Genomic DNA, 21,687 nt, shown 5'->3' on the forward strand with positions numbered 1-21,687 from the left:
TTTTGACCGAAAAAAGTTTATCTGGCACTCTGCAATAAGTGTAAACATTTTGGAGGCCGAAACATGGAACATTCTCCAGGCTTTCTGCGCGTTGTTAGCGATATAAAACCGTTAATTACGGAAATTAATATCGATCAATATTTGTTGATAAATTCTGAACAAACCCCTTTCATCCTTATTGATGTAAGAGAAGATAACGAATGGGTTAAAGGGCATTTGCCTAATGCTATTCATATTGGAAGGGGCGTTCTAGAACGCGATATAGAACGTCAGATCCCTAACTATCAAACCCATATTGTACTGTACTGCGGTGGCGGATTTAGATCAGCGCTCGCCGCGGATATGCTCCAAAAACTTGGCTATACTCAAGTGAAGTCTCTCGATGGCGGTTTTAGAGCCTGGTGTGAGCGTTTATTACCTATTGACCATGGCGACACTGATTAATGCGACTAATACTACTTTGTCTTTTACTGTGCTTAAGTTTGCCCTTGTTGGCCGCTAAAACATTTATCACTAAGGCTGAAATCGATGTTTTTGATTTGCCCAATGGGGTAATTATAGAAAGCTGGCCAGACCGCACTTTGTTTACGTCAAGTGAGCAAGATGAAGAATGGATAGAAGTCACTGGGCATTTCCCCGAAGGCGAATGGCAACCCCTTGAACCTCATTTATACGTTTCAATAAAGGCTGCGTTAGAGGAGCGCACAGTGGTTTCCCATTCTGCGCCTCCCATGATAATTCATAAAGCACTAAAGTCTCGAAATACGAAGGCTAAGGCATATAAATTATTAGAGTCGACGTTATGGTACCCAGATCAACAAAGTGCATTGTCGGCTGCGCTTAAACAAAAAAATAAAACCGAACTTGAACCAGACAGTGCAACCGATGCTGATTTCGAGGATAGCGTGAATAATTACGAAAGTTCAACACAAACAGGTGGTGAGATTTTATTGGCGGATTCGGTTTTCACTACAAATGAAGAAGACCATCACACAATTCGGATCACCGGGCATTTCCCTGATGGGGCTTGGCAACCAGTTTCAGAGCCGATGTGGTTAGCTAAACCAGTCAAAGTCCAAAATCGAACGCGTCCTAAAATGTATGAAAGGGATGCAAACGCAAAACGTGTCGCGGTAATTGATAAAACCTCATTTAATGTATCTGTATTTGAAATCATCGACGGGCAAAGTACCAAGTTAGTAACAGCGCCGGTTGCACTTGGTTATGACCGATGTTTATCTGCCGCTAAAGGCGGTAAGTGTTATTACACCCCTGAAGGGCAGTTTGAAATTGAATTTAAGTTATTTGATCCCGACGGCATCAATTGGTGTGTGCCGAAAAAAATGGAAGGCGAGTTTAGGCAAAAACTGGCAAAAGGCGAACGTTGTTGGCGCGGCATCATGGGTAACCATGCCATGCACTTTGGCAACTCATTGTTTTTACACGGGACATCTAACCCTCGTTCGATAGGAAGCCGTACGACTCACGGTTGTGTTAGGTTGCGAAATTCAGACATTGAAGTGTTTTTTAGACTGTTACAAAACGGCGACAAAGTGATTGTTAGTGCGACACCTGAGGAACTTGATTTGGTTGCGTTAACCAATACTCAGTCCGATTTAGAAAACAAGCCCCTTGCCGATAATAAGGTAAGCGAGAGTGGCATTGAAAACCTAACTGAGCAAGAGCGCAATACAGTGAGCAATGGTGAACTAACAGGGCAAGAAGACGATACTTATGGTGATGAAACGACATCTAGCGACAACACATCAATCACCGGCAGCAAAGTGACAGAGCAGCCAGAAATAAATCCATTTGATATTGATATACAAGAGGTAAAACAACCTTCTGTCGAAAGCTCCGAAGATGAAAAGCGTCAAATAGGCATTGCTGAAATAGAAGCTGATCCTGCTTTATAAAAAATATTTTTACGAGTTTCTGCAAACTTGATTGTTAATAAAGCGTTAAGTTTGTAACGAATGGGGCTCGATCAAACGAGGGTGTTTCCTCAGATTAAATTGTTTAACAAGGAGAGTTACATTTGAAGTTCGGTTACATATTCTTAATGATTGCTTCAGTTTTTTCTATTAAAAGCTATGCATTTACGCAGGACGAAATTAATCATTTATTAACTTTTGTTAGCACAACATCTTGTACGTATGAGCGCAATGGTACTCGCCATAATGGGCAAGAGGCCGTGGCGCATATTAAGAAAAAATATGAGTATTATGCTGATGATATTCATTCGACAGAGGATTTTATAAAGTACTCAGCCACTAAAAGTAAAATGTCAGGTAAGCATTATAAAATCCACTGTGAAGGTAAGCCTGAGATTAAAAGTAAACAATGGCTGTTAGCCGAATTGGCCGCTTATAGAGCATCTAAGAAATAATCTAGATTAAGTTGTCAGCAAGACTGCTTGCTGTATGTTTCGGATTTCTATTGTTTTCTTGCTATGACTTAAGGCCTAAATGAATTTACTATTTGTGTGCAGTCAAAATAAATTACGAAGTCCTACCGCTGAATCGGTATTTTCAGATATCGCGAATATTAGCGTCCGCTCAGCAGCGTTAAATAACCATGCAGAAATTCCATTAGGGGTTGAAGATGTGATTTGGGCTTTCCTGACAATTATGAGTACATGGAACCTGCACTAGTTGACTTATTTAAACAAAAAGTTGCTCAGTATGTCGATGTTTAGAATCTTTGATTGACCAATCAACATGAGCGAAATTTCGCTTTGTTATCACTCATTTTTAAAAAACAGGAAGTTAGGTAATGGAAAAATCAGGAAATGAAATCGTAAAGTATGGGATTACATTTGGCACGGCACTTTCAATTGTAATTTATTGGAGCGTTAATCAGTCAGTATTATGGGCAATATTTCATGGTTTTTTGTCATGGATTTATGTTTTGTGGCACGTGTTTACACGCTAAAACGAATTTTCAGCTTGATGGGAGCTGACTTTATTTGGGCCTCGTTATGTAAAACGAGTACGAAGTCCAGGTCCTATTTTTATTAGATTTTTAACCAACAATTTTAGGCATCTAGCGAGGCGCCTTGTTTACTGAAAGGCCATTTATGAGAATCACATTTGTTCGTTTGTTACTGTTGAGCCTAGTTACTCTGTTTGCGCAAAATGCATATAGCGAAGAAAACCTAGCCAGTAGCAATGAATTGTATACTGGCAAAGAGTTTAAAAAAGCGTTCTCAAATCCGAAGGATAACCCTAATTTGCCAAATGTTTTGCTTATTGGAGACTCTATTTCCATTGGTTATACAGTGCATGTTAGAAAGTTGCTGAAAGGTAAGGCGGATGTTTTTCGGATCCCGACAAATGGTCGATATTCTTCTTATGGATTAGAGCATATCGATGACTGGCTTAGGACGCGTAATTGGGATGTGATCAGTTTTAACTGGGGCTTGTGGGATATTTGTTATCGTCATCCTGAATCAAAAAATACTGGCCATAGAGACAAAATAAACGGGTCGTTGACGACAACGCCGACTCAGTACAAACAAAATATGACTCAGTTGATACATAGGCTAAAGGCTACTAAAGCTAAGCTTATTTGGTCTGCTACCACGCCTGTGCCAGAGGGTGAGGTTGGCAGAAAAGTTGGCGATGAAATTATTTATAACGATATCGTGAAGCAACTCGCGATGAAGAACAACGTAGTGATCAATGATTTACATTCACATGCCTTGTTAAAAATACCAGCGATTCAAAAGAAACAAGGGGATGTTCATTTTACTTCCGCTGGTTATAAGTATTTAGCAAAACAGGTGTTTGAGGTAATAGCTCCACTACTTCCTAAACCATAGTCATTAAGCGGAGCATGAGCAGAGTCGGTTTGATTACTTTGAAACTTATTTATACCGAATAACGGTTACATCAAAAGTATGCTTCGTAATGAAAAACACGTAATGAAAAACAATGAATGAGCTAGTCTTTAACAATCGGTTGATTGTTGTCTTGCCAGCCGTCAAAGTCGCCATCTAGATGCACCATATTTGTTATCTTGTTAGAGGTAAGTACTGATTCAGCCTTGCCTGCTCGATAACCACTTTTGCAGTGCACCACGATAGTTTTATCCTGCCAAGTTTTAATCGTTTCTATATGTTCGCTAATGTTTTTGTGCGGAATGTTTACTGCACCAGCAATGTGACCAGCTTTAAATTCCTCAGCAGTTCTAACATCTAATACAATGTATTTTTCCCGTTCTTTATTAAGTTGCTCAGCATCAATTAGCTCCAAAGAACCAAAGTAGGCTGCACCTGATGAAAAACTAAATAAGGTTAGCAGTGACAAAAAAAGTGAAGTTAATTTCATTTATTTTAATCCAATAATAAGAAGAACCGTTACCAATAACGTTAGCGTAAATATCTTAAAGCGCACGATCCAATTTAATAATTGGGTTATATGTTCGGGGCCAATAGCTTTAGCGAAGTTTATTCTTGGTCTAGGGACTTTATGGTCGTTTAACATCAGCGGTCCCGCTAATTCACATTTGCAACCAGCAGAAACAATTGCGAGCCATAATAAGTGCGTTAGCGAGCCTCTATTTTCTGTCCATTGTTTTTTTGTATTTGAAAAAGTGTTTAACCATCCAGGACTAGAACAAAATACTGAAAACATAGGGGCTAAAAATAGAGAAGGAATAAAGCTTAAAGTGTCTAGCATTCGAGTTGAAAATTGACCAAAGTCGCTTATCTTTTTGTCGTAGGACAACCATGCAAATTGTGTGGCGACGATGGCAATATAAAGCAGGCTACCTGCTGCGCCGAACAAACCGAACGCAATCAGAGGGAACAGCCATCCATGCACAAAACGAAAGATCAAAAGTTCGAGAATCAGTTTATTGATACCAAGTAAACTCAGTTTGGTGGTATCCCAAATAGTGATGGTTGCTAATAAGGTTCGTGCCGCACTTTTTTGGTTGTTTTCTAAAAGTGGTCGAAGTTGCTGAAATACGCGGGTATGAGTCGACAGGCTCAAGCTAAGGTAAAGTAAAAAACCTTGAGTCCAGACATCGTTTTCAAAGGCGAACAAAACGGCAAACAGCACTATAGCGATAAATACAAGATAGAACACAAGAGCTAACACACCATTTAATGTGTGATTAATGTTGGTTCTTTGAAGTCGCAATTTGACACGTATTGCATTGGCCAAACCGATGAACAGATTTTCAATATGAAAGCGATTGCCAAGTGGCAGCAACCATTCGATAACAATCACCAGAATGACCATTGCCAATTCTGGTGATTGTTGTAGCACAGGCCAACCTTCCAAAAGGTTCAAATTTGGCAGGCCAGTTATGCGCTAATTTTTGAGATGAGGTTCAAAACCAATTGGGAAGAATTTTTAGAGGCAATTTCCAAATAAGCTTCAAACGATACCGGAGATTCTTGACCGGCAATATCAGATAATGAACGGATAACGACAAATGGGGTATTTAATTGATGACATACTTGAGCAATAGCCGCACCTTCCATCTCAACTGCTAACATATCTGGAAAACGAACGCGGGTTTCTTCGATCCGAGCTGGGTCACACATAAAACTGTCGCCAGTGGCTACAAGCCCAACTTTACAATTTATGTCGGTTAGTTCGGCAATTGAATCTTGGGTTAACGCTATTAATGTTGGATCTGCAACAAAACGAGCCGGCATGTTTGGTACTTGGCCATAAACATAATCAAATGCTGTTACGTCAACATCATGATGGACAAGTTCGTTCCCTACCGCAATATCACCTACTTTAAGACTTGAGTCAAAACCACCTGCAGAGCCTGTATTTATAACATAGTCAGGTTTGAATAATTGAATCACGAGTGTTGTTGCAACGGCAGAAGCAACCTTACCTATACCCGATTGAACCAATACAACTGACTTATTATCAATCGTTCCTTGGTAAAAACAAAAATCAGCCACGTTTGTGGACTTTATATTTTGTAGTTGGTCTTTTAAAATAGCGACTTCTGGTGCCATAGCGCCAATGATTGCGATTGTCATGAGTAGGTAAATCCCTAATTGCAATTTGGATATAAAGGTTAATTAAAACCGTAATATACATAATAAAAAATACATTATAAGTTAACTTGGTGGGGTTTTCTATTTGCTATTTTTTATTCTATACTTGCCAAGAATTATAAAAACACCAAACATGGAAAGAAGATGTCGATTCGTAGTATTGCAACGTGTATAAGCTTGGTTTTAGTCAGCATGAATTGTAGCGCTGAAGATAAAAATTACCCCGGTTTGAATTCTACACAAGTCGGTATGCAAACAATTCGTTATCAAGAATCACTGAAAGATTTTGCTGGCATTGGCGACTTAGCGACGGATATCAGTGTCACAAATACTGTTCTTTATGCAAGCTCCTATACCAGTCTCACCGGCAAATGGGGCTTTTTACTCAATACTAAATCCGATGTTACCAAAGAATATACCAAAGACACTTGGTCGGTTGGCGAGTACGGCATTGTTCAACAAAATACCAGTAAATTAAGTTTAGCCGATATGGTCGCCCAGGGGGTTTATCATGTTGATGATGAATTTTATGTCGCATTTGGTGGCCAATTAAAAACCATAGGCTTTGTGCGTTCAAATTTTGAAACAATAGGCCGTGCAGCTGAACTAAATAATGAAATTAGAGAAAGTGATAAATATTTCACTGATCCTAACCCACCTCAAATTTTGACATCACCACTCGCCATAGAAGAAGATCTAACATATTTTAATGCAATTGCAGGCATTCACTACAATACGGCTTTTTCCAATGCTAGAAAGCGATTGACTTGGCATGTCGGGGCAAACTTGGCGTTGCCAGTATTAGCGACGGCGAAAAATTCACAACTAGAGCAGCAATATGGAATTGAATCGATAGATGAATCTTTTAATGGGTTTGAGGCAAGGTTAAATGCTGGCGTAAGTTATGAAATTAAAAAGGGCATTGCACTCACATTTAATGCGGATTTTATGATGGCTCAATTTAGTGAAATGAGCACCACATTTAAAGATGAAAATAGCGGTGGAATTGAACGAACGGCCTCTATTCCAGACATTGATATGTCTGGGACGCAGTTTAGTTTTGGAATACTTTGGATCAATTAAAATTATACGGCATGTAAGACAAGGAAATAAAAATGACAAATTGGCTTAAAACAACGGGGGCAGTTTTTTGCTCCGTTTTGCTTTTTGGTTGTCTGGATAAAGATGACGAAGTTCAAGTTACTCAAGGAGCAATAATCGACCGTCAGACCGAAGCTTCACTTTCAATTGTGGCTGCTCAAATGGTTGAGATTCAAGAGCAAACAGCTTGGTCGATTCGAGCTGATGTAACCGCAACAAACGGCATTGAAGAGTTACCGAGCCAAGTGCGTTGGGAAGTTGTGGACGCGCCGTCTGGTTTTACAATGCCATTGGTTTGGACCGACGTAGTTGATGGTTCATCTATAGTTGATTTCACAACCCCTGACATCAGCGAAGACCAACAAGTTACGTTAAGAGTTTACGCCGAAGTCGTTGAGTCCGACACGATAGCCGCATCCCAGATATTTCATGATATTACGCTAGAGCTTTATGCTAATGGCGAAATTGTCATTTCAGGTGCTGTTGTTGATGATCCAATCCCAAACGCAATAGTGACAATTCGTGTCGGTGAAGAAACCTTTGAAGTTGTTGCAGATGAAAATGGCCTTTATCGTATCCCAATTGAATTTGTTGATGAAGACGCCGTATTTGAAGTTACTGCTGTAGGTCAGCCTGGTAGCGGTTTTGAATCTGTAGAATTTAAATCTTATTTAGGCGATGGTAAATCGCTTCTTGAAGATGCCGGCAGTGACGGAGAATTAACAGCCTCTGAAAATATCAATATTAATGTATCTAACGTCACCACGGCGATTTACGTTCTTGTTCAAGATATCATTGAAGAGCAAAGTGGCGAAACAGCCCCTGTAGAAGGTGCCGTATTAAATCAAGGCGAGTACGACGCATTAGTTGAACAGGTTGACAATGAAGAGGTTATTCAAGTTGCTGCGGTCATTCAGTTAGTTGTCGATTACGGCGCGGATTTACCTGAAAATACCAACACAGTTTTAGAACTGGTTGAGGACCTAATAAAAGATGAGCAGGCCAAAGATCTGTTTGTTCAAGAAAGTATCGAACAAGTTGTTGCCGAAAACAATGACATTGACACTCTGACCCTCGAAGACCTTGTAGAAGATATAATTGAAGACGAAAACTTGGTTCCAAGTGCCGATGAGCAAGAGTTTATTGGCAACTATGTGGTCGCAAACACCGTTCGTTCATTTAGTAGTTTATTTAAAAATTCTAAATTGTTATTTGGCGGTGTATCGTTAAACGCAAATAATGTCGGTACTGTCAGTCAATTTCTAACCGCTGGCGATCGTTCTTTCAGTTGGGCGGTGTCAGGTACTCAAGTAATTGCGACATTTGATTCATCGTTTACTTTGTCTGAGCCTCTTTATCCTGCAAAGGACGACAATACATTATTCATTAACGGTTTTTCAATTAACCAGTTAGCTAATAACGCCAATGGCCGCAGTTGGTTGGTGAGAGTGAGAGGAGAGTACCGTAATAATTCAAGTGGCGAAACAACGTCATTTCAATCAGAAAGTGTCTCTATTACGTCAATTAATCAGTCTGACTTAATCGCGTACAATACATCATCGTTGCTGAACAAAGAATTGTTCCTTACTGTTGTTGATAATTCGTCAGCACCAACGGACAACGCACTGCTAAATGCCTCATCACAAATGTTGATGTTTGGTGAAGATTCTCAAGGCAGTTTCACTAATTCTAATGGTAATTTGGTCAATTTTAATTGGACCATCGATGCTTTAGGTAGCTTAAATGTTGCTATCGTAGGTAGTGCTGGAACCCCTTCCCAAAATATTACTTACCGACGGGTTCGTAAAGTAACAGACTCTATTGCTTACAATGTTTCGACTGTTGTGAATATAGATAACAATACCTATGCGTTTTCTGACTTAGCTTACAACTTAAGTAACAGCGCGTTACCAAGCGACTTTAGTTTTAACAAAACCTATAAAACTGTGGGCTCGGACGACACCTTTACGTTATTGCCTGACAATACAGGGTTCTATTATTACCCAGCTAACGCAACTAAGTTTGAACATTTTTCATATTCGGTTTCATCAAATACCGTGAATATTTCAAGCTATGGTACGCAAGGCCGTAAATGTGTTGTTGGTACGCCGTGTGCCCTCTCAAAGAGTGTTGAGATTGAGTTTGATAGTTTTGTTAATAGTCGATTAACCTTCCATTCTGTGGAAAGTAAATCAGGCATGAACGAAGGTAGCGTGGCGATTGCAAAATCTATTCGTGACGCCGTTCTAACTAAATCTTCTATTCCTGCAACGCTTAGTTTGTATTTTGCAGAGTCAGATTCAGTTTATAGTTATTTCTTAAATCAAGATGGTTCTGGGCAAGTAAATGCCGGCAGTGAGACTGGAGTTTGTAGTGCTGTATCATGGGATGTTTCAGATGAGGGACGATTGGTCGTCACTGAAAATAGTACCGATACAACATTTAGATTATTGGCAGGGTCAGTTAAACAGGGGGTTTTCTGGGCAACAACTGGCGCGACTTCAAAACTCTTCTCAACAACTTCAAAAGTTAATGCCTGTGCCGATGTTGCAGAAACATTTATACCGCTTATAGATGAGAATATCACTTTAGGAAACTATCGTTTAGATGATACTGAAACGGGCAATCAGGTCGTCATTCGTTTCAATGAAGATAAAACTGGTTACTTAATTAACGGCGCGGAATATTACAATGCGGAATTAGCCGATTCGATGAGTAATTACCTCGCTCCTTTAACGTGGGCTATTAATTCCGAAGGGCGGTTAAATCTTAGCGTCAGTGGCTCTTCTTCTATTGAATTACTATTAAAACAAAATACGTTTACTTCTGGAACCGTGCAACTTTCTCGAGATACAACCAATAATAACGAATTTGACGAGGTGACGTCATTTGCCATTAGTTATATTAAAGGCTGTAATCAAGATTTTGATGGCGATGGAATTAGCAACTGTTTTGATAAAGATGACGACAACGATGGTGCAGAAGACTCAGTTGATGCTTTCCCATTAAATTCAGCAGAAACCTCCGACTTTGATAAAGATGGTATTGGCGACAATGCCGACTTAGATGATGATAATGACGGTGTAGCCGATGAAATTGACGCCGATCCATTTGATCCATTAGTCGGTGAACGTAAAGAGTTTACAACGGCTATGGTAGACGGCAAAGTCTTCGTAAGCACTGGTGTTTGGCAAAATGGCATTTTACCGCAAAGTGCTGAAACCTTTACGTTTGGCAGCAGTAAAACATTGATCGCAGATCACGGTTTACAAAATGGGATAACTCAAGCTGAGTTTGACTGGCGTATAAGTGATGATGCTGTGGTGTTGGAAAATGGCCCAACTGTAAACAGTGAAACAATTTATTACCCATTTGATCAAATATTAGAGCGCTTTGCATTCACTCAAGAAGTTGTTGATGAATTAAATAGCGCCTATGAAAATGGCCAGTTAGGCCAGAATTGGATTATGGTGTCATCGGGTGTCGTAAATAAATCAATTGTTTTGGTTGATGACAGCGTACCTGGCGAACTGGAAGTAAATGTTGAAGACACCTACGCCTTTGAAATAGAACCAATTACTGACTATGTCTTTGTTAATGATCCTCGTAAAGAAGAAATGTTGGGTAGTTACAGCGCTAAATTGTTTGATGTTAGCGCTAATATATCGTTAGGTTCGAGTGTGCCAGACGTCGTTGGGCGTTGGATTTTAAATTATGATTACACCTTAACCAGCGAACTAGCGTTTTCTCAAAATTACGCTTTATTAAGTGATTTATTCACAATCACAAATGACAATATTGCGTTTACCGAAATTGCTCAGGACAACTTCAATGTGTCAATGAATAATGGCGCACTAGTCTTAACAAGCGGTGAGGTTAGTTATACTTATACAGCGGTACAGCAAGAAGGTAATCTGTATTTAGCTACGGTTGATAAGCAAGTAAATGGTGTAAGTGAATTTGTTCTTGCAGTGCTAATAGCGTCATTCGACGACTCCGCGTCAACCTTCATTGGTGGTTTAGGTAAAGAGTTCCCAAATGTTCATATAGCACACATAAACAGTGGCTATGCAGATCAGTGGGACGGCGATAAACTTAAAATTGAAAATGTTTGGGGTTATCGTTTTGGACCAAATGGCGTGTTAAATAGAGGGATTACAGGCAAAAAAGGGACCATGTATAACGAAGGTGTCGACTTCTTTACTTTAGGCACTGAATGGACTTGGGATGCTAATGACAGTCAGGTATTTCTTGAAATATTGTATGACGAAAACACAGCTTACGAAAATCACTATCTAAGAACATGGGATGTCATCGCTACGAATAGCTCGGGTTTCACCGCGGTATTTGAACGTGAAAGACGAACTCAAGATTGGAACTACGACGGAACGATTACCGCTGATGAGGAAGATCGCTGGTATATTTTACCTCGTATTAACTTCATTGCACCTGACGATTTAAGCCGTTATCAGCCTGCTTGGGACAATACGGTAGCAATAGGAAGTTTTTCTGATGACGACACCGACGGCGATAATATTCCTAATAATTCCGATTACGATGACGATAATGACGGTTACTCAGATTTAGTTGAATTGCAACTTGGTACCGATCCTTTGGATCCGACGAGCAATGGTGACGATTTTGACGGCGACGGTATTATCGACGCAAACGATGATGACGACGACAACGACGGGGTACTAGATGCCGATGACATAGCACCAACTGATCCTCGTGTTGGCGCTAAACTGACCATCGACTCGTCAGTTATTGATAACACTTACTTAGAAATCACAAATTCTCCTTTGGCTAAACCGAGTTTCTCCATTGAAGAAAGTGGGGCGTTAGTATCGTTTGATCATTCTACTGGTGTGTTTGTTTATGCGGACGACCAAACTTATGAAGTTGGTACGTTCGCAATTGTTGATGATGTTTTAATCATTGATTCAGAATCTGACGTGGATACCTATATTGAAGATGTTTTCTATCTCGCTGAAATGGGGATAATTGATTATCAAACGGCGGAATCCTATTACAACATAATAGGCTCATCTGACGTTGTTGTTAGAGAGCAAAGCATTGGCAATGATCTTTATCTCATTAAACAAGATGGCTTAGTCGATACATTTTATACAATTGAGAAAGAACAGATCTTATTTGTTAATGACTGGCAAAGAGAGTTGTTAACAGGGTCAACATCGTTAACCCCACTATTGGTCGAAAACGCAGAAATTGTGGAGTTAACAAGACTAAGTGACTCAACATCTATTCCTTTTGTTGATTCTGAAATTGTAGACAAAACATGGGCGATGCCAGTCCTTATCGATACTCGTTCAGACGACTCGATGATTAAAGATGTTGCCGTTGAGTTCTCGTCGACAACATTTGAGTCTAAAATTTTGGATATTCAAGGTTCGTGGGCAATAGATATAGATGGTAAATTGCACCTAACAACAGAGGATGGTGATTTAATTGTTCTCACTCGTTATGACGAATTTGATGGGATGTCATCTGTTCATTCATTAGTTGCGACTCAGCTTAAAGAGCAAATAGAGGGCGCGTGGATTGATGGTACCGGTGGCTACGATATGCCAACACCAGTCGCGACTGCAACACAAAATCAAGCCGTAATTTATTATAATCGTGAAGATAAAAACTTCACCGGTTGGACATTACATGTATGGTCTGGTGGAGAATGTACAGGCTCATTGGTAACTGATACTGAATGGAATGATGGCTTAGAACCCGATGGCATAGATCCAGAATTTGGTGCCTATTGGACAGTTGACACAGTTGATGACAATAGTTGTATTAACTTTATTCCACACAACGTCAATGAAGGCATTCAGACTCAGGACTTTAAAGCTTACCTCGCTGAGAGTGATACCAATCAGTTCTTTGTATTGTCTTTAGATGACAGGGATGGTTGGGACACCACTGATGTTTTAACGAACCCACGTACATATGCTTCGTTGGATATCTACAATATGGTTGACGCTGTATTAAGCGATTATAGGTACATCGGTGCTCAAGATTCAGCTGCGAGCTTCGCAGGTATCGCTAATCATCTTGTAAACTTTAGTTGGGACCTACTAGACCCTGATAACTACGATGAAAGCGGTAATCCATATCCTCATGATTTTGACTTCTTAGTTACTTTGAATTCAGGTCACTTTATTTGGGAAACCGGCGGTTTTGATTACAACTCAGTCGTGGAAAATCAGCGTTGGGAGATTGACCCAATCGATGGCTCGTTTGTCGAACGTTATATTGTTAACCGCAGCGACATGGCGGAAAATTCTGACTGTACAGTTAATGATATCGACTGTGTTATTCACTATGAATATCGATTCACTCCACTTTCAACAGTAGGTAATCGCACTTACTTTGTTGGTTCATATTTCTATAACCCTACCGCTTGGGCTGGGCAATATGATCCAATGGACATAAAAGCAGATACGTTTAATGTTGGTTTCTTAGAGACTTCGGAATTTAGCGATTTTGATTTTGACTTAGACGGTATTTCAGATACTTGGGATAACGATGACGACAATGATGGAGTAAACGACAATGACGATAGTTTCCCATTTGATCCTAATGAGTCGCACGATACAGACCAAGACGGGATAGGTAATAACGCCGACTTAGACGATGATAATGACGGTGTTGACGATGAAAACGATGTCGATCCTCTCGATCCAGAATATGGTGTAAAGGTTGAGATTAATGCCAATTCATTTACTAACGAATACATTCTGATCTCTTCTGGTCGTGGATCAAATCCAGACTTTAACTTGTTTACCGCAAATGGCATTCGCTTGTCTTATGCGGCAAATGGTGAATACCGTGCTTCTAATTTTAATGGTGATATTTCAGGAACTTGGAGCGTAGTTAATAATACTGCGATTGCCGACTTGAACGGTGACACTGAAGTTGTATGGTTTACGGCTTGGGATCTTCTTGATGTTGGTGTTGTCGACTTCGATACTGCGTTACATTTTGTTGATGAATTTGGTGAAAACAGCTTTGAAGTTGAAGTTAGAAGTACGAAAGAAGAGCTGTCGTTAATTGAAGAAAGCCAGTTGGAACGCCACTTTAGGATAGTAACCACAGCTTCGTATTTACCTGTTGATGAAAACTACCGAGAAGCGTTATATGGTTCTGTTGGTGCGGCGGCAAAATTAGCGATAAGAAACCAATATAATGCGACTTATCGTGTTGAATCTGAAATGCAATTTGACACTTTATCAACGGCCAATTTTAACGGTGTCTACACGTTCCCAGGTTTACCATATGACTCAGACGACGATGGTGAAATCGATTCTACCATCACTGATATAGTTGATATGAACAACAATGTATCGATAACCGGTTTGACTCCTGACTTTACCTGGCAGGTTGTAAATAGCGAGTTGGTACTTACTTATCCTGGAGTAGGATTAGTTAAAGTTAAAAAGCATAAAACATTCGCCCAGTCTTTCTCTGCGCTTGTGTCGTCTGAATTTAACGGCGAACATTATAGTGATTACGACTTGGTTGTTGAACATGAACTCAGCGTCGATAGCTCGTTTATTGTCGATCAAGCGGTGTTAAGTGCCTGGTCAATGACAAACCCTGATTCATTTGATGAACATGGCGTTAAGCCAGATTGGGTTTATGGCTACCGCTTGGAAAATGGTGGTGCAAGTCGAACCATCTTTGGTAACGATTTAGATCTTAGTTATCCAAATGGGGGTTGGATAGCCAATAACTGGCAGTTAAAAGATGGCACCATTACGATTGAAACGGGCATTGATGAGCAATACAACAATGTAAATTGTGCTGATTCAGATCTGAACTGTAATCCACAATACAAACGTCATTGGGTGCCGGTAGCGCAAGAAGGCCAACGACTCTATGTCCTTGAGTGGGAAATGGAAAATAGCAACTACTGGGACTTCAATAACAAGGTTGAAAACTGGTATATGCGGATCCTGCCACGATTGAATTTTTACGAAGTTTACCCGCTCAATATTGACACCGATGGTGACGGAGTAAACGACGCGATTGACGATGATGCGGATTCCGATGGTGTATTAAATATTAATGATGCCTTCCAATTTGATACGAACGAACAAGTCGATAGCGACGGAGATGGTGTCGGTGATAATGGTGATGTATTCCCAAATAATCCGGCTGAACAATTTGACAATGACATGGATGGAATTGGCGATAATGAAGATTTAGATGACGACAATGACGGTATTAATGACGTTGACGACCCAACGCCTTATGAAGATACCCGAACGGTTTCTATGTTGAATTTCAACGATGCCGAATTATCGGCATGTTTAAACGATAGTTATGCCGATGAATTAATCTACTCTGTCACCAATGTTGTCTGTAACGGCTACCAAGTAACTGATTTATCAGGTATCCATCAGCTGCCAAATATTGCTGATTTTGCTATTTACGACAATGAATTCGTTACTGACTTTTCCCCGTTAACGGCACTTTCTTATTTACGTAGGTTTGCTATTTCGAGCCCTATTTTTAACAATAGTGATTTAGCTGATTTAGCGTCAATCGACTCGCTAGAATCCCTTTGGATTAACGCGGGTAATGTTACTTCGATAGAATCGTTGCGTAATCATCCATCAATGAATGCAATACATATTTGGGGATTACAAGACACTACGCAAATTGAAATGGACGTGATTCTAACGTGGAGTGAAGTTCTGGAGCTGGCACTTGACGCACATACAGTGAGCGATTTTGCAGTACTTGGACAATTAACTAGCTTAAGAACTTTATACATTCATGGTGAGGTTTCTGATGCGGAAGCAGTTGAAATTGGCAAACTCGTAAATCTTGAAAACTTTAGCTTTGGTTGGGGGCCTCAATGGTCTCAACAAGCGATAAATGACTCGGTTGGTCAGTTTACAAAACTAAGAGAGCTATTTATTAATGACATGATTGTCGAAGACATGAGTTTCTTACTTAGTTTTGATGATCTTGAAAGGGTAGAGTTAGCTAATTCATCACCGGTCATTATTAGCCAAATGAGTGACCTCGAAGCTCGTGGGGTTTATGTTGAACAGTATATTAATCATCATAGTATGTTCAGTAATTTGCTTATCGGCAAACATACTCTGACCGATGTACTAAATGACCAAGGCCAATTGATTGATGTTGGTGTTACATTTGAAACAGATCATTCCGGTGTAATTGACTGGGGATTTGGCGAAGAATTGTTCTATTGGTCTATAACGGATGAAGGTCGCGTTATTGTAGATTATGACGCAAGTAATGAAGTTGAGCGTTGGTATTGGCGCACGTTTTTTGAGCAAGAGTATGGCTACAGTGAAGGCATAGTTGGTATTGAAGTTGACTTCAATAATGACGGTATTTACGAGAAACATTTAGAACAACGTTTTAGTGCTTCTAAATCTACTCTTGCCTATGTAGGTTTAACAGATGTGGCTGGTAGACATACATTTACCAATCCGAGTAATAATACGGAGCAAGAAATCGTATTTAATGAAGATGGTACTGGCGTTGTAACTTGGGATGTAAACCCAGAAACGTTTACCTGGTCGTTTGATGCAGAAGGTCGAGTTGTTGTAGTTTATGACGATATTAATACGATTGAGACAGATCGTTGGACATGGCATTACACTGATAGAAATGACCAAGTCTATTTCTCAGGCAGTGTCACATTAGAAGTTTCAGAATATGGCGATGGTAACTACAACCTTACGGAGTTTTCTTACGCCTTACTGACTAAGGAAGTTTATTCACAATCTTTAATTGGCGCTTGGTATTTAGGCAATGAACTCGATAACTCAGATTATAATGTCTTAATCTTTATTAACGACCATCAATATATCCTAGGTCACACCAAAAATATGGAAAATAGCAACTTAGTTTCTGGTGAGTTTGGAAACTATAGTTGGAACGAATCGACTGGTGAATTCCAAGCTTATTTGATTGGTGAGAGCGACGGAGATGCGGGCCTTACGACTGAACCTTCGCAGCTATCATATAATGGAGACATGCTGACATTATATGAAAATGGTGGCGAAACGTTTGAGTTACATCGTATTGTTGGCGAAAATGAAATTGCGGGTTCTTGGATTACACCAAGTTCAGGAGGCTTTGCGGGCCATAGCGTACTAACGATTATCGACGCAAATAGATATTTCTATATTCATACCACTGAGGATTCAAATACTCAGCAAGTGACCGGTGAATATGGAACCTACACTTGGGATAAAGATACTTTCATTATGACGTCAGTTGTTGTTGACGAAAGTGACAGTAATCACGGGTTGAATGGCCTAGATAAAGAAGTGACCGTTGCCAACGGAATATTATCTATTATTGACGTAAACACATCACAATTAGACGCTGAAGCCACAATGATTGACGCAAATGCGTATCGCCCAGATTATGTGGCCATCGAAGACATTGACGGCGCATTTAATTTATATGTCATCGACGAACACGCCCGCTACCAACAGAACTTCCAAACTAATGGAACCGGCTATGCGATCTGGGATGAAATGGACGGCATAGAGACGTTTAATTGGCAGTTTGATCCTAATTTAATGGAAATTAATGTTGATTACGGGAGCGGTGGACTTCCTGATATATACCGATTCAAAAATCATAAACGTGATGAAAACGGCGCGCTAGCCGGACTTGAAGTTGTTCTAACGATAGATGATGACCTAGATGGCAATTATGATAGCGAAACTGTTGATGCTGTTTTGATCCCACTTGATCAGGTTATTGCAATGGGATTGGACGACGTTGTGGGGAGTCATCTTTTATATGAATATGTCGATGAAATATTGGTTGAGCGCTCTATTATCCTTAATCAGGACGGTACAGGTGTTATGGAGTGGGATGGTATTCATAACTTTACGTGGCACCTCGATACTGAAGGGGCGGTAGTAATTGATTATAACAGTGAGACATTTACTGACCGATTGGTTTGGCAAGTCGCTTTTGATGACTCGATAGGTGACTATCTAAACGGTGTTGTCGAGCTGCAAGTTGATAACGACGGTGACGGTATATTTGAAGAAGTGGACCTTACTTGGTATCCAGTCGAAAAATATGACTAAGTCGCCATTTTAATATTAAAGCCACAACGTGTTGTGGCTTTTTATTTTTAACATATTGCAAAGAGATGGCGTGGTAATTGCTTTAAACAATACATCAGAAATATAACGTTTTGTTTGGAGACAGTTATGGAGTGGGCACTAGTCTTACTTATCGGTTTAGTTATTACAATTGGAGTCGTTGCCAGTCATTTTATTGACACGAGCAACCCTTATCCGTTTAAGAAGAAGGCACAATTATTTACTAATATTGAGCGTGGATTTTATGCTTTATTAGACCGCGCTGTTGGACAAGACTTTAAAATTGTTAATCGCGTTCGACTCAATGACATCATTCAGCCTAAAGATTCAGTGGGGGGGCGAGCAAAACGTTCCGCCGCATTAAAAGCTGGAAGTCGCGTTATTGACTACGTTTTATGCGACCCAAAAGATTTTAGGATCATTGCGGCTGTTGACTTAGTTAACCAAACACAAGGTGGGCATAAGTCTAAGGCGGATTGGTTTGTAACAGGTGCTTTAGAAGCCGCTGGCATTCCTCACATCAGAATTAAAGTTAAGAAAGGCTATCAGGTTGAAGAAATTCGAAATGGTATCTTATACAAAATAGGCAAAAAAGAACGTGCTCATCCTCCCGAGCCGATCATCAAAGGCAATATTCCGCGTCGTCCTGTTGGAGCGCTATCAGCAAGCCAAGTTAAAGCTCAACTAACAAGCGTACCATTTGCCAAAGCATCTTAACACGCTTTGGATATTGCTTAATTATCTCAATGACAGGGTATTGTTTACAATATCCTGTTTAGCCTTTCAACATTGAGTTTACCTAATTCACACATCTCAATAATTTAGTAACTTCCTCATGAGTAAAAACCACGCTTAGTTTCGATAAAACGGCAATTTAAATAACCCTAAATACAACTTTTAGACTAATTAGGTATTTCGATTGTAATAACTCACTTTTTAACCAGAAATAACTTTTCTAATCCACCAAATTCGGCTAATTTGTTGGTATGTGTGCCAATTAGATAATGAAATAGATTAACTGTTGAACTATAATTTGGCGATAGAGATAAATTGTAGTGTGTAGTTTAGGGAAAATCATGAAATTGCGTAATTTGACGATGACCATTGTGCTTTTAGCAATTGGTCTATTTGCCATGCAGGCGAATGCGGCATCAGTTGCTGAACTGAAGAGCAAAAAAAGGGAAGTGGCAAATTTATTTGCGAATTATCAAAAATACGCTGCAGACTATGAAGATGTTCAATCTAAACAGATGTTTATTCAGAATAATCTTGGTGCAATCGAAAAAGAAGTCGACAAGTTAAAGACCGATCAAAATGGCTTTAAAAATGCGCCGATGAACTCAACCATAATCAAAGCACTACTCGAAGTCACTCAACAAATTGAACAAAAAGACGCAGAATATAAAGCTAAAGAGAACGAGCTAATTGCCGTTGAAAATCGTGCTAAAAATATATTAGTTCAAGTTGATTCAGCAGAAAGTCGCTACAAAAAATCTAATCGCAGTTTAAACCAATTGATCGATCAAACTATCGATTTAAAAGTCGCGGATGAAATTACTAAATTTGAAAGCCCAGTTCGCGCAAGTGAACGTGAACAAGTTTCTTGTTCGCGTAACGAGTCTGTAGATGATTGCGAAAACCGCGGCTACGATAAAGCAACGAATAAAATTCAAGACAGTAAACAACTGATCACCAGTAAAAGTGTTGTGCAAGATTTCGAATTGGAATCGGACTACGTAGAAAAATTCAGTAAAAATCGACTTAGTGATGTTAAAAAAGTCGTTGTAAGTGAAGACTATAATCCACAATCTCGTTCAATTATTCTAGTGGTTGAAGTTACTGCTTCAGTTTCTGCTGCTGCAGACCAGGCGCTAATAGAAAAGTTTAGAGAAAAAGTGTCACTAGAGTATTCGGTATATCGATTTGTAGAAGGTGCGGCCGTATTGGATGTGGATGTCAATAATTCGCTAAATCAGAATTCCCCGCAACCGTTAAATAGCACACCTGTTCAACCAAATATGAACGTCGTTTTAGACACGTTGTTCACCCAAGGTTTAAAACATATCAATTTAGAAAACTTTGAAGGCCCAAGTCAAAGTGCCTTTGCCATTGCACGTGAGATGGCAGGCATTAATATTGGACATGAACGAACTCAAATGTTGTTAACTATGTTAGACGGTGGCGTTAGCATCAAGGCTAAAGAGTACGCCGTGTCGAACAAAATGACTAACGGCAACAGTTTGGTATTAAATTACCAAAAGTTACAAGCTGATATTGGTGTTACTGCAAGTCACTGGATCCCAGAATACTTGAATGCGTACAATGTGTCGCAAAAACCAGTAGTTAAATCTGAAAGTAAGAAGATCCAACAATTCGCAGAAGAGAAAGCTCGAAAATTGTCGAGTAAAGAAATTAAGTCTCTGCTGACATCTGCACGTTACTTAATCCGTAAAGATAAATACTTTAGCCCATCATCATCAAATGCCTTTGATAAAGTTAAGTTGGTTTTAGATTACGAACCAAGTAATAGCAAAGCAAAAGAGTATTACCAGAAGATATTTGAAGATGCTGCAGAAGATGCCGTGGATCTTGCAGAAGACGGTGATTTTGATGAAGCTCGTGAATTAGTAAACTCTGGATTAGCTAAAGTTGCTGGCGAGTCTCGATTAAAAGCGGCATTGGACAAAATATTAGAACTAGAAAGCCAACCGAAAAAAACCATTAGACGCGCGGTTGGTGGATTCTAATTATGTTTTTTCGCCAATGCTTAATTGCAATCGTTATCCTGTTTTGTGGTTCAACTTATGCGGTTACCCCTTCAGTGCCTGGTTGGGCTGTCGACAGCTATGTGGAAGGTTATGTAACTGGACTAGGCATAGGTAAATTAAAACCAAATAAAAAACACGCAGAACGATTTAGAGATAAAGCAGCGGAAATGATGGCTAAGGCCAATTTGGCTAAACAATTTGAAATCCATATAGACAGTAAAACCTACGCATCTCGCGGTAAAAATGTAGATCCTAAGATTAGGGTTGATACGATTCAAACGTCAATCACATCAGTACTTAGCGAAAAAACCGTTGAGGAACTCAAACGATGGGTCGATCCTAAAACCGGTACTCTCTATTTGTTGATTGGTATTAAACACGCTGAATAGCGCTTTACGCTTCTATTTGTAATTAAAGGCGTAACGAATTCAAGTTTAATAGTGACTTTCTATGATTACTTACTATTTTTAAGAGTAGGTTAATGAAGTAAGCGTGATTTTTGTATGAGTCTAATTGTCGTTTAGGTTTTATAATAATACGCATCCATGGGGCGATAAACGGGGTGATAAACGACGTTGCTATTTTATAAGTGCTCTAAAATGAGTGTTTGAATTCAACGGAAATTCAAAGTAATAGCGATTTGAAACCGTTGTTGTTAAAA

Annotated in this window: 13 protein-coding genes; 10 read left to right on the top strand and 3 right to left on the bottom strand. The window is 39.6% G+C overall.

Annotated features, from left to right (window positions below; translation table 11 throughout):
- Positions 1-63 precede the first annotated feature (63 nt).
- The 5 genes from Q4575_RS07475 (at position 64) to Q4575_RS07495 (ending at position 3,823) form a co-directional block, all read left to right on the top strand.
- Entirely contained in the window at positions 64-444 is a 381-nt protein-coding gene (locus Q4575_RS07475) for a rhodanese-like domain-containing protein (RefSeq protein ID WP_303522020.1), read from the top strand.
- A complete protein-coding gene (locus tag Q4575_RS07480) occupies positions 444-1,916 on the top strand; it encodes a L,D-transpeptidase (protein ID WP_303522022.1) in 1,473 nt (490 codons plus the stop codon). The genes Q4575_RS07475 and Q4575_RS07480 overlap by 1 nt, the downstream gene beginning before the upstream one ends.
- A 122-nt stretch (positions 1,917-2,038) precedes the next feature.
- A complete protein-coding gene (locus Q4575_RS07485; RefSeq protein WP_303522024.1) occupies positions 2,039-2,389 on the top strand; it encodes a DUF5329 family protein in 351 nt (116 codons plus the stop codon).
- Positions 2,390-2,468: 79 nt separating this feature from the next.
- Positions 2,469-2,654, top strand: a complete 186-nt coding sequence (locus Q4575_RS07490) for a hypothetical protein (RefSeq protein WP_303522026.1) — start codon at positions 2,469-2,471, stop codon at positions 2,652-2,654.
- 425 nt (positions 2,655-3,079) lie between these two features.
- Positions 3,080-3,823: an SGNH/GDSL hydrolase family protein gene (locus Q4575_RS07495; RefSeq protein ID WP_303522028.1), complete on the top strand. Its 744-nt coding sequence runs from the start codon at positions 3,080-3,082 to the stop codon at positions 3,821-3,823.
- 121 nt (positions 3,824-3,944) lie between these two features.
- On the opposite strand, the gene Q4575_RS07500 is transcribed toward Q4575_RS07495, so the two are convergent.
- The 3 genes from Q4575_RS07500 to mtnN are packed head-to-tail and all read right to left on the bottom strand — an operon-like array spanning position 3,945 to position 6,013.
- Positions 3,945-4,331 (bottom strand): rhodanese-like domain-containing protein, encoded by a 387-nt coding sequence (locus Q4575_RS07500; protein WP_303522029.1) that lies wholly within the window; start codon positions 4,329-4,331, stop codon positions 3,945-3,947.
- A complete protein-coding gene (locus Q4575_RS07505; RefSeq protein ID WP_303522032.1) occupies positions 4,332-5,276 on the bottom strand; it encodes a cobalamin biosynthesis protein in 945 nt (314 codons plus the stop codon).
- Between the two features lie 38 nt (positions 5,277-5,314).
- A complete protein-coding gene (gene mtnN, locus Q4575_RS07510) occupies positions 5,315-6,013 on the bottom strand; it encodes a 5'-methylthioadenosine/S-adenosylhomocysteine nucleosidase (RefSeq protein WP_303522034.1) in 699 nt (232 codons plus the stop codon).
- A gap of 162 nt (positions 6,014-6,175) precedes the next feature.
- Between mtnN and Q4575_RS07515 the strand changes: the two genes are divergently transcribed.
- From Q4575_RS07515 to Q4575_RS07535, 5 genes are all read left to right on the top strand, one after another.
- Positions 6,176-7,114 (top strand): hypothetical protein, encoded by a 939-nt coding sequence (locus Q4575_RS07515; protein ID WP_303522036.1) that lies wholly within the window; start codon positions 6,176-6,178, stop codon positions 7,112-7,114.
- 32 nt (positions 7,115-7,146) lie between these two features.
- The gene (locus tag Q4575_RS07520) at positions 7,147-18,240 is read left to right on the top strand and encodes a pullulanase-associated domain-containing protein (RefSeq protein ID WP_303522037.1); all 11,094 of its coding nucleotides are present in this window, start codon (positions 7,147-7,149) and stop codon (positions 18,238-18,240) included.
- A 126-nt stretch (positions 18,241-18,366) separates the two neighbouring features.
- Entirely contained in the window at positions 18,367-18,975 is a 609-nt protein-coding gene (locus Q4575_RS07525; RefSeq protein ID WP_215963486.1) for a DUF2726 domain-containing protein, read from the top strand.
- Positions 18,976-19,334: 359 nt separating this feature from the next.
- Positions 19,335-21,005, top strand: coding sequence for a hypothetical protein (locus Q4575_RS07530; RefSeq protein ID WP_215963487.1), 1,671 nt, complete (start codon positions 19,335-19,337; stop codon positions 21,003-21,005).
- Between the two features lie 2 nt (positions 21,006-21,007).
- A complete protein-coding gene (locus Q4575_RS07535) occupies positions 21,008-21,415 on the top strand; it encodes a hypothetical protein (protein ID WP_303522044.1) in 408 nt (135 codons plus the stop codon).
- Positions 21,416-21,687 lie beyond the last annotated feature (272 nt).

Source organism: Psychrosphaera sp. 1_MG-2023 (assembly GCF_030548245.1).
Lineage (GTDB): Bacteria > Pseudomonadota > Gammaproteobacteria > Enterobacterales > Alteromonadaceae > Psychrosphaera > Psychrosphaera algicola.

What these genes read in the sequence shown, in the direction of transcription:
- Q4575_RS07475 (WP_303522020.1), top strand. Translation starts at nt 64, where the DNA reads ATGGAACATTCTCCAGGCTTTCTGCGCGTTGTTAGCGATATAAAACCG.
- Q4575_RS07480 (WP_303522022.1), top strand. Translation starts at nt 444, where the DNA reads ATGCGACTAATACTACTTTGTCTTTTACTGTGCTTAAGTTTGCCCTTG.
- Q4575_RS07490 (WP_303522026.1), top strand. Translation starts at nt 2,469, where the DNA reads ATGAATTTACTATTTGTGTGCAGTCAAAATAAATTACGAAGTCCTACC.
- Q4575_RS07520 (WP_303522037.1), top strand. Translation starts at nt 7,147, where the DNA reads ATGACAAATTGGCTTAAAACAACGGGGGCAGTTTTTTGCTCCGTTTTG.
- Q4575_RS07515 (WP_303522036.1), top strand. Translation starts at nt 6,176, where the DNA reads ATGTCGATTCGTAGTATTGCAACGTGTATAAGCTTGGTTTTAGTCAGC.
- mtnN (WP_303522034.1), bottom strand. Translation starts at nt 6,013, where the DNA reads ATGACAATCGCAATCATTGGCGCTATGGCACCAGAAGTCGCTATTTTA.
- Q4575_RS07530 (WP_215963487.1), top strand. Translation starts at nt 19,335, where the DNA reads ATGAAATTGCGTAATTTGACGATGACCATTGTGCTTTTAGCAATTGGT.
- Q4575_RS07525 (WP_215963486.1), top strand. Translation starts at nt 18,367, where the DNA reads ATGGAGTGGGCACTAGTCTTACTTATCGGTTTAGTTATTACAATTGGA.
- Q4575_RS07535 (WP_303522044.1), top strand. Translation starts at nt 21,008, where the DNA reads ATGTTTTTTCGCCAATGCTTAATTGCAATCGTTATCCTGTTTTGTGGT.
- Q4575_RS07500 (WP_303522029.1), bottom strand. Translation starts at nt 4,331, where the DNA reads ATGAAATTAACTTCACTTTTTTTGTCACTGCTAACCTTATTTAGTTTT.
- Q4575_RS07495 (WP_303522028.1), top strand. Translation starts at nt 3,080, where the DNA reads ATGAGAATCACATTTGTTCGTTTGTTACTGTTGAGCCTAGTTACTCTG.